The following is a 10,676-nucleotide window of genomic DNA, read 5'->3' as shown; positions in this document are numbered from 1 at the left end:
TTGCTACGCAAAATACGAGCAACCATGCCAATTTTTGGATTTTTGTGGCTCTAGCTGTTCAATGTTCCAAGGAGCAATCTATGAAACAGTTGTGGCAACGTTGGCAGCAATTGGCAAGCTGGCAGCACTGGTTGGCGCGAATCATTGGCCTTAGTGGCATCGTCGTGGCTTGGCAAGCATGGCTCTATCGTGGCGATGGCAATTTGCACCTGTTTGTGCCCGCCATTGCAGGCAATAGCGTGTTGGTTCAAACGCCCAACGCCAAGCAAATTGTGATCGATGGTAGCACCGATCCTGTTGTAATTATGGCGCTTATGGGCGAACGCTTGCCTTTTTGGCAACGCCAGATCGATCTTTTAGTTTTGACCAGCAGCGAGCCAGAGCAATTAAGTGGTGCTTTGGCCCTAGCGCGCAGTTATCAAATTGGCATCTTGCTGGCCCCAGCGTTTGAGCACGATCCTGTGGCTGCTGAGCTGGCCCAAGCCTTGAAGCAACAACGGAGTCGTGTGATCTTTATCGAATCGGGCCAAACATTAACGATCGACCATGTGCAGGTAACAGTTTTGGCTGCGCCCCAAGCCCAATCGCAGGCAATTATCAAACTCAGTTTTGGCTCATGGCACAGTCTCATTGGCCTCAATCCAAGTGATCGGGTTGCCAAGCAATTGCCTGTCGCCCAGCTTCAATGTCAATTATTGATCTGGCCATGGTCGCGGGGTGATGATCGTTCGCTGGCCAATAGCTGTGGCGCGCAAGCCCTGATTTATAGCCAAGGCCAGCCAGAACAACAAGATCCTCGCAGCTATTTTGCTCGTGGCAGCCAAGAGCGGCGCTTGCTGCATGAAAAACTCGATGGCTCAGTTCACATTCGCAGCGATGGCCAACGGATGTGGTTGCAAACCCATGCCCAACCTTAACATGCTAAAATAAGTCCCATCGCCACACCCAAGGAGGCAGTATGCGCAAAAAAGTTGCCCGTGCATTATTCAACGATCAGCAGGATGAGCCAGCAAGCCCACCCAAGTTGATTCGTTTTGGTAGCACCCAAAGCGATCAATGTAGTTTGTATGATGCTCCCGCCAAATTCGAGCAATGTTTAGGCTGCGAGTATCGGCGCGGCAGCAAAGGGCTTGGCATTCTCTGCGGCCATCGCTTTGGGCTTGATCCCACTTATATCAACGGAATTTTGACCCAAATTCGTGATGATGAGATTCTGCCGCTCTAGCGTTGAGCTGAGGGCGTTGGCCGACTTATGCTCAGTACAAACCAAATCACGCCAATAATAATTGCGGTGTAGGCAATTGAATAGACCAAGCCCAACGGTTCAGCAAAGGGAATCGATTTGAAAATAATTAAATTGCTGAGCAGTAAATAGACTAAGGTATTGGCCCCAATTGGTTGCAAAAAACGCACAAACCATGAGCTACGCGCTAGCAAACTAGCAAGGCTAAACCAGAGCAAGGCCGCCGCCAACCCGCCAACAATCCAATGCCAACTTGGCGGAAAGCGCGTAAACGGTTGTTGCTCAAGCGAACGCCACACCAGCCAAGCAAAGCCAAGCCCGCCTAAGAGCCACGTTGGCCATGAGCCACGCCATTGTTGCTGAGCGAAGAGCATGCCTAAGAAGAAAATTGGGCTATATTGCAAGGCTGGAAAAGGATAAGCTAGCGGTGGATTTGTGCCAACCAATAAACTTAATGGCACCGAAGTGACCTTGGCATAGGGAAAAAACGTTGTACCAACTAAAAGCCCAATCAAGCCCAACATCAGCCATGGGCGTTGAAGCAGCCAACGTAATGGCGTGCGCGCCAGCATTGCCACGCTAAGCAAAATCGCAAAGCTAATCAAAAACTCGCAATACATTGGCAATTTTTGAAATGTAATCAGATCAACGAGGCGGGGCCAAGTAAGCGGTTGGTTTTCAATCAACAACATCGACATCAAACCAGAAACATAATAGGCAACGACTAACTTAATAATCGTGCTGATCATTTGGCGATACCGTGGTTGATCGTTGAGGTAGGCAAAGCGTGCAGCGTAGCCAAAACAAAAGACAAAGCCAGCAAACGAGCTAGCATCGCCAATAAATTCGCCTAATTGAACTTGTTTCCATTGGCGATCAGCACTAAATTTAATCACATGGGCCAGAATCATGCCCCAAACGAGCAAGCCCTTCATCACATCGATGCTATGGTTGCGCGGGCGAGCAGTAGCGATGGGCTGCGCCATGGTCACTCCTTGGATATTCAATCAAGCCAAAAGCTTGTCCAAGAGTACCACGGTTTAAATAATTAACGAATCACACCGCGCCGGATTGCAATTTCAACCAACCACAAGCCTAAAGCCAACACGATGAGCCACGGCCACCATTGAATGCTGCTTGCTTGGCTGGCTACTTGAATACTTGGGGCAATTTGCTGCAACGTGCCAAGCTGACCGCGACCAAGGCTCGTCAATTGTTGCAACAATGCTGGATTGGCCGAAACCGCCCATTCGCGATTGTAGGGCTGAATCACGCCTGCTTGGCTTTCAAGCCGATTTTGGCTTTGCTCTAAGGCCGCCAAAATATGGTATGCCCCCGTTTGAGGAACCTCGGCCACAGCTTGATAGCGGCCTGGAGCAATCTGCGGAGCACGCAAAACTTGTTCGCTGCCATCGGGAGCCAACACGCGTAAGCCCACATCGGCTAAATCGTAGAGTTCGCCAGTTTCTGCTTGAGCATCGAGGCTAATAATTGCTTGGTTTTGTTGTAGCTCGCTGCTGATGCGCAAATCGCCACGGGCGGGATTGGGGTAGGTAGCAGCAATAATTTGGGCCATCGTATTGCCCCAATTTGGCCACAGCCGCCATGGTGAAGTCCAGCGTTCGCCGCCATCGGAGGTAAAGGCGCTCGCTCGCCCAAGCCCATATTGCCACGTTGCGAGCAGAATATCGCCCTCGCTGGTGGTGAGCAATTGCTCAGCCTCTGGTTTCGGCGTAACCGCCACATAGCCGCCAAATGGTGGAATTTCGCCAAGGTTAAGGCCGCGAATTGCTGGGTGCGGCGTAACCAGATTTGGCTGAAACTGACCTTCAGTCAAGGGATTTTCGCGGGCAATTTCTGCTTCTTGCAAGGTTAAGCGTGGAATATCATCGGGCCTTGAGGCAAAGTGATACCGCCCAGCGCCAAGCTTAGCCAATGATTCGAGCAAAACGGTATCTGCATCGCCACCAATCGCAATCGTCGAAAGCGTGATGCCTTGCGCGCGCAATGGCGCAATTAACGATTCATACGAGCTTTCGCCGCCAGAACGACCGTCGGTCAACAGCACAGCATGACGAACTTTGCCAGTTTGCTGGGCTAAACCGCCTAAACCAACATCTAGGGCTGCATAAATATTGGTGCCACCACCAGCACTCAAGCCAGCAATGCTATTTTGAATTTCGCTGAGCTGCAAGCCTTGGCCAACCTTGGTGAAATTGACTGTCCAATCATTGGTATCGTCAAAGGCCAACACGCCAATCGTATCATCGGCGCCCAAAGAATCGGTGGCAGCAATCGCGGCGGCCTTGGCAAGGCTAAATTTATCTTTACCATACTCGCCGAGCATACTGGCCGAGCGATCGAGAATTAGCAGCAACGTGACGGTTGGGCGCTCACGGCGTGGCGGCGGCTCCATCGAAACTGGCAATAATTCTTCGAGCGGGGTTCCCGCGTAGCTGCCCAAGTTGTAGCTATTTGTCCCGCCAAGCACGACCACACCATGGCCAAGGCTGCGCACAAATTCGCGCAACGACAATTGCTGATCAAGGCTTAAATCATTGGCCGAAATATCTTGCAACACAATTGAATCATACACCCGCAGTTGGCTTAAGTTAGTGGGCAAGGCCGCTGGCCGTAAGGCTTCAGTCACCAAATTGGCATCTTCTAAGGCATCGCGCAAATTGGCCGAGCTATCTGGCGAACGCTCAATAATCAGCACCCGTGGCGGCGGGCCAACGACTGTCCATGCGGCAAGTTGATTGTTAGCTGGTTGTTGATCGTTGGTGGCAAGCAAGCTGGCTTGAAAACGATGAAAGCCACGTGCGCCAGCAGTTGATTGAAACGAAACCAGATTACGACCTTCGCTAATGTCGATCGTTCGAGCAGCCAGCCCAACGCCATCGCTACTTAATTCAAGTCGCACTTGGCCGCTAACGCTCGAATAGAGCACAACATCGGCGCTAAATCGTTCGCCTTCACGCAAGGCAGGCGGCACAATCAGCGATTCAACTCGAATATCGGTTTCTGGATAGCTCATTGGCACGCTATGCAAACGAATTGAGCGCTGGACAAAACTGCTAACTTGATTCTGCCCGCTGCTTGTTGTGCTGGCTCCATCGCTAAGCAAAATAATATCGCCACCTTGCGGCAACAAACCACTAGCAAATTGCAATGCTCCAGCCAAATCGCTGCCATTTGGGTCAATTGCTGGGCGTTGGTTGGTTTGGCTCACCTGCACATCGGCCCCAAAGGCCAACAAGCGCACTGGGCGTTGCTCAATTTGTTGCTCGTAAAAAGCAATGGCCTCGTTCCAAGCGGCATCACGCACATCGTTTGGCAAATTGGCCGATTGATCGACAAGCAAAATTAATGGGCTAGCTTGTTGATTGGCTTGACTGCGGGGCAAGGCCAGTGCTAGCACAATACAGCAGAGGATCGCCAAGCGCAGCCCAATTATGCGCCAATCGAGCGTTGATCGCCGCGCAATCCACCAGCCAACCAAAACTATAATCAGGAATAAGCCCAAAAATATCATGCAAGCGCCATCATGAGGTTGTCACAACAAATCATCGTTTGAAGCATACCATAAATAGAAGGATGAATTATGAGGGATGAATTATGAAGCACTGTTTCAGAAAGGATGAATTATGAGGGATGAATTATGAAATTTAACCACAAAGAACGCGAAGACCACGAAATATGGTTTTTGACCCTTCACTGTGGATTTCCATAGCTCATAGCCTTCAGCAGAGAGCCTTATTGCATTCAACTAAAACTTCATCCTTACCATTAACGAATTTCATTCAAAAGTCGCGGATCGTGGCGGGCAAACTCTGTTATAATGAACACGTCTGTTCGATTATTCAGCTCCCCAAGCGCTGCCGCAGGAGTAACGCGAGGGGCTTTTTCCTGTTCAAGCACCAAAAAAGTGCTTAAACACATAGATTTTACGATAAAGGCGGGTGTATGGCGCAGGATAAAATTGTCATCAAGGGCGCTCGTGAGCACAATCTTAAAAACATCGACATCGAACTTCCACGCGATCAATTGGTTGTGTTGACCGGTGTTTCTGGTTCTGGCAAATCATCGTTAGCCTTTGATACGTTGTATGCTGAAGGCCAGCGCCGCTATGTTGAATCGCTCTCATCGTATGCGCGCCAGTTTTTGGGCCAACTCGAAAAGCCCAAGGTCGATTTTATCGGCGGGCTATCGCCAGCAATCGCAATCGAACAAAAATCTGCCTCGAAAAACCCGCGCTCAACCGTGGGCACAGTCACCGAAGTTTATGATTATCTGCGGGTATTGTTTGCGCGGATTGGCGTGCCGCATTGCCATAATTGTGGCAAACCAATCGGCTCACAAACTGCCGAACAGATGGTCAATCGGGTCAACGAGTTGCCCAAAGGTACGCGCTTTATGATTTTAGCGCCGATGGTTGCCGCTCGCAAAGGCGAATACAAAGATATTTTCGACGATGCTCGCGCTCAAGGGTTTTCGCGGGTACGGGTCGATGGCGAAATTCGCGATCTGCAAGACGACATTAAACTCAACAAAAAAGTTAAACATACCATTGATATTGTGGTTGATCGCTTGGTTGTGCCCACCGAAGATGATGAAACCTTCAGTTCGCGACTCAACGATAGCGTTGAAACCGCGCTGCGTACCGCCAATGGCACGATCATCATTGCCCTACCAGAGTTTGCGCAACAAACTGAAAAATCAAAAACCAAAAAAGCCAAGGCCAAAGCGGTAGCCGAGGTTGAAGAAGAACTGTTGCCAGAAGAAGAAACTAGCATTACTGGCTTGAACGCCGCTGGCGATATTGTGATGAGCGAAGATTATGCCTGTGTTGATTGTGGCATTTCGTTCCTTGAACTCAACCCGCAAATGTTCTCCTTCAATGCGCCCCAAGGTGCTTGCCCTTCCTGCGCTGGTTTAGGCACGCGCTTGGAAGTTGACCCAGAACTGCTAGTGCCAAATTCTAATTTATCATTGCACGATGGTGCGGTGACTTATTGGGGCGAGTTGCGCAAAAAAGTTGGCAGCTGGGGCTATCGCGCTCTGCAAGCAATCGCCGCTCACTATAAATTTGACCTTGATACACCGTGGAAAGATCTCTCGCCACGGGTGCGCGAGGTTTTGACTCAAGGCTCAGGCAGCGAAAAAGTTAAGCATGTTTGGAGCGAAGGTCAATCCAAGGGCGAATATTATCGCCGCTGGGAGGGCTTGGGGGCCGAGATTATGCGCCGCTTCCAGCAAACTGGCGTGGAAAATATGCGCGAGCATTATCAACAATGGATGAGCGATCAGCCATGTCATGCTTGTCATGGCGCGAAGTTACGGCCAGAAAGTTTGGCAGTGACGGTTGGCGATGAAAATATTCAGCAAATTTGTGCCAAAACCGTGGCTCAAGGCTATGCATGGGCTTGTGGCCTAACTGGCAGCGATGCTCACTGGGTCAGCCGCGATGGCCTCGATACCACGGTGCTGCCATTGCTGGCTTCAGCGCCAACCCCAACCAAGCTTGATGGTCGACAGCTGGAAATTGCTGGCGAAGTGCTCAAAGAAATTCGCGAGCGCTTGGGCTTTTTGCTCAACGTAGGCTTGCACTATCTGACCCTTGATCGCTCGGCGCCATCGCTCTCTGGTGGCGAGGCCCAACGCATTCGCTTGGCTTCACAAATTGGCGCAGGTTTGATGGGCGTGATGTATATTCTCGACGAGCCATCGATTGGCTTGCACCAACGTGATAATCGCAAGTTGATCGACACCTTGACCAAACTGCGTGACCTAGGCAACACCGTGATTGTGGTTGAGCACGACGAAGATACCATGAAAGCCGCCGATTGGCTGGTTGACTTCGGGCCTGGGGCTGGGGTCAATGGTGGTAAAGTCGTAGCCGAAGGTAAGCCAGAATATATCAGCAGCAATGGTTCGTTGACTGGCAGCTATTTGTCTGGGCGTTTGAAAATTGAAGTGCCGCCAACCCGTCGCCCAGCCAAAGGCCACATCAGCTTGCGCGGCGCGACCCACAATAACCTCAACAACCTCGACATCACGATTCCGTTGGGCACGTTGATTGCGGTAACTGGGGTTTCTGGATCAGGCAAGTCATCGCTCATCACTGAAACGCTCTATCCAGCGCTGGCCAATTTGCTCAATCGCGCTCAACTGCGGGTTGGCAAATACGATACGCTCGAGGGTTTAGAGCAACTTGATAAAGTGATCGACATCGATCAGCAGCCGATTGGCCGCACACCACGCTCGAATCCAGCAACCTATGTTAAGTTGTTTGATCAAATTCGTGAGGTGTTTTCGAACACCCCTGATGCCAAGTTGCGTGGCTATGAGCCAGGTCGTTTCTCGTTCAATGTCAAAGGTGGGCGCTGTGAAGCCTGCCAAGGCAACGGCGAGCAAAAGATCGAAATGCACTTCTTGGCCGATGTTTGGGTGCGCTGCGACGAGTGTAAAGGCAAGCGCTACAATCGCGAAACCTTGCAAGTGCGCTACAAAGGCAAAACGATCTCGGATGTGCTAGATATGGATGTGCATACCGCGCTTGAGTTCTTCGAGAACCATCCCAAGCTCAAGCGGGTGCTGCAAACCTTGCACGATGTCGGCTTGGATTACATCAAGCTTGGTCAATCGGCGACGACGCTCTCTGGTGGCGAGGCTCAACGGGTCAAATTGGCCAAAGAATTAGCGCGGGTGGCCACAGGCCGCACGATCTATATTCTCGATGAGCCGACCACTGGCTTGCACTTTGCCGACGTGCAAAATCTCTTGCGGGTGATTCAGCGCTTGGTCAATGCTGGTAACACCGTGTTGGTGATTGAACATAGTCTTGATGTGATCAAAACTGCCGACTGGATCATCGACCTTGGACCTGAGGGTGGCACTGGCGGCGGCTATATTATTGCCCAAGGCACGCCCGAAGAGGTTGCCCAGCACCCAACCTCGCATACTGCGGTCTTCTTGCGCGATTTGCTGAACGTTGGCTAAAATTAACTAAAAAATGCCCGCTAGCTGTTCAAACCGAATAGCTAGCGGGCATTTGGCTTTAAGCAGAAAGTTTGGTTGCCACAATTTCATCGAGCAAGGCATTGCAAGCAGCATACAACATTGCATAGACCTCTTCGAAATTGCCAGTGTACCAGGGGTCGGGCACGTCGCGGCCTTTAAATCCGTTGGGAATATAATCGAGCATTAAGCGCACTTCGGCCTCGTTTGCACCCAAAACCGCTTGCATATCGCGGCGATTTTGGCTATCCATGGCAATTAAATAATCAAAGTTCTGTTGATCGATTTTGCCAAATTGGCGGCCACGGTGGCTAAGGCTAATCCCATTGTGGCGCAGAATGCGCATAGTGCCATGATGTGGCTCATCGCCAATATGATAGTGACTGGTACCAGCCGAATCGACTTCAATCGCATGACTTAGCTTTCGTTGCTCGACCAAGTGACGCATAATCCCCTCGGCCATCGGCGAACGACAGATATTGCCTAAACAAACGAATAAGACCCTAACCATGCGCACTCCTTCAAAATACCGCTAAGCAAGCCAAAAACAGCCTCTAGTATACCAGTTTGACGTGAATTTGAAGATCGAGTATAGTCTCGCGAGATAAAAACAATTTAGTCGGAAATAACTGTCTAAAGTAAACATCGTAGCACACATTCTTGGAGGGTCTGGTTTTGAAATTACGCCAAATGGTGGGGTTATGCGGCTGTGGCATTGCCCTAGGTTTTAGTGGCTGGGCATATGCTGAATCCCAGCACATCACTGCAAATCTGAATCAAGAAACGATTATGGCGTTTACTGGCGGCGCAAGCGAGCATGCTGGCTATGCGGTTGCCGACGCTGGGGATATTAATAATGATGGCCTGAGCGATAGCTTGGTCGGCGCGTGGGTCGCTGCACCTTTAGGCCGACCAAGTGCTGGCACCACCTACTTAATTTGGGGTCAGGCTATGACTGCAACCTTGCAAGCTCCTGATCTGGCAGAGCGGGGCGTAGCAATTTATGGGGCCAGTCAGGGTGCTTCATCTGGCTGGAGCGTGACTGGCCTTGGCGATGTCAACGGCGACCAAATCGACGACTTTGCAATTGGAGCGTGGGGCGAATCGCCCAATGATCGCTCGACCGCTGGCAGCGTATTTGTGGTTTGGGGCGGCTCGCTAACCACAACTCTCGACTTGGCGGCGCTTGGCAATCATGGCTATCGCATCGATGGCGCAGTTGGCGGCGATCGCGTAGGCTACTCGCTGGCTGGGGTGGACGATCTCAACGGCGATGGCTTGAACGAAGTTGTAATCGGCGCGATTGGCGTTGATGGCAGCGCCGATAATGCTGGCGCGGCCTATGTGGTTTGGGGCAAAGCCACCACCAGCACCATCGATTTGGCAACCGCCACGAACTATGGCTATCGCATCGACGGCGCAACCGCTGCCGATCGCGCTGGTAGCGCCGTGGGTAGTACCAGCGACATGAATGGCGATGGCAAGCCTGAGATTTTGGTTGGCTCGTATGTTGCCGATCCCTTGGGTCGTAGCGCTGCTGGCAGCGTGGCCGTAGTTTGGGGCGCAAATACCAATAGCGCATTCCACATTGGCGCATTAGCCCACAATGGATTTGTCATTGCAGGCGCTGGCGCAAGCAATCGCGCTGGGATTAGCGTGGTTGGCACTGACGATGTCAACGGCGACCAACGTGGCGATTTGGCAGTTGGCAGCGACCAATTTCCTGCTGGTGGTGCTGGCCGCGTCGATTTGGTTTATGGTGCAGCCTTGAGCGGCACGCTCGATTTGGCTCAGCCATTGAGCAACACGGTGCGCTTTGTGGGAGAGCAACCAGCTGACGAGGCAGGGTTCTCGGTGGGCTACAGAGATCAACAGCTGATTATCGGGGCCTATGGGGTTGATAGCAGCCTTGGCAACGATACTGGTCGAGTGTATGTGATCAATACACCACCAGTCAGCAACACGATTAACTTGGCTCAATTGACAGCTGAACAGGGCTATAGCCTTGATGGCGTTGTTGGCGGTGGCCGCCTTGGGCGGGCGGTAGCGGGCTTAGGCGATGCTACTGGCGATGGGCATGGCGATTTGCTTCTGGGGGCCGACCTTGCTGGCAGCCAGACCGAAGGCCAAGCCTATATCGTTGGTCGCCTGCCAACAACAGTTTATCTGCCGATGATCACGAAGTAGTCGGCGGTTGTTTCAGCAACAGCAGCGGCATCACTGGTTCTCCGGTGTCGCTGCTGTTGGTGTTTTAGAATACGTTTTTGATCCACGAAGGACACGAAGAGCACAAACTTGGCTATGGGCTATGGGCTTTTGATTCTTGACTTCTGACTTCTGACTTTTGCTTTCGTGGCATAGAGGTTGCAATTAAGCTTAGGCAGATATTCTTTTGATTAGTTGGAGTGATTGC

The 10,676-nt window shown here is 51.4% G+C and carries 7 protein-coding genes; 4 read left to right on the top strand and 3 right to left on the bottom strand.

The annotated features are described in order from the left end of the window. Positions 1-80: 80 nt before the first annotated feature. Both SE18_RS15990 and SE18_RS15985 read left to right on the top strand, forming a co-directional pair. Positions 81-917, top strand: coding sequence for a ComEC/Rec2 family competence protein (locus SE18_RS15990; RefSeq protein ID WP_054535473.1), 837 nt, complete (start codon positions 81-83; stop codon positions 915-917). A 41-nt stretch (positions 918-958) separates the two neighbouring features. Next, entirely contained in the window at positions 959-1,225 is a 267-nt protein-coding gene (locus SE18_RS15985) for a hypothetical protein (protein WP_054535472.1), read from the top strand. On the opposite strand, the gene SE18_RS15980 is transcribed toward SE18_RS15985, so the two are convergent. Next, complete coding sequence (locus SE18_RS15980; RefSeq protein WP_054535471.1) at positions 1,222-2,229, bottom strand: hypothetical protein; 1,008 nt, start codon at positions 2,227-2,229, stop codon at positions 1,222-1,224. The two genes, SE18_RS15985 and SE18_RS15980, sit on opposite strands and share 4 nt — an antisense overlap. 62 nt (positions 2,230-2,291) lie before the next feature. Next, positions 2,292-4,778, bottom strand: a complete 2,487-nt coding sequence (locus SE18_RS15975) for a VWA domain-containing protein (protein WP_054535470.1) — start codon at positions 4,776-4,778, stop codon at positions 2,292-2,294. A gap of 431 nt (positions 4,779-5,209) precedes the next feature. On the opposite strand from SE18_RS15975, the gene uvrA reads away from it, so the two are divergent. Beyond that, complete coding sequence (gene uvrA, locus SE18_RS15970) at positions 5,210-8,245, top strand: excinuclease ABC subunit UvrA (RefSeq protein WP_054535469.1); 3,036 nt, start codon at positions 5,210-5,212, stop codon at positions 8,243-8,245. 58 nt (positions 8,246-8,303) lie between these two features. Here uvrA and SE18_RS15965 read toward each other — a convergent pair whose 3' ends face one another. Then, the gene (locus SE18_RS15965) at positions 8,304-8,774 is read right to left on the bottom strand and encodes a low molecular weight protein-tyrosine-phosphatase (protein ID WP_054535468.1); all 471 of its coding nucleotides are present in this window, start codon (positions 8,772-8,774) and stop codon (positions 8,304-8,306) included. 164 nt (positions 8,775-8,938) lie between these two features. On the opposite strand from SE18_RS15965, the gene SE18_RS15960 reads away from it, so the two are divergent. Then, on the top strand, positions 8,939-10,450 hold the full coding sequence (locus SE18_RS15960; protein WP_054535467.1) for an integrin alpha: 1,512 nt from the start codon (positions 8,939-8,941) through the stop codon (positions 10,448-10,450). Positions 10,451-10,676: the final 226 nt, after the last annotated feature.

The sequence above is a fragment of the Herpetosiphon geysericola genome (assembly GCF_001306135.1).
Classification (GTDB): domain Bacteria; phylum Chloroflexota; class Chloroflexia; order Chloroflexales; family Herpetosiphonaceae; genus Herpetosiphon; species Herpetosiphon geysericola.
This window is presented reverse-complemented; position numbering and strand designations above follow the sequence as displayed.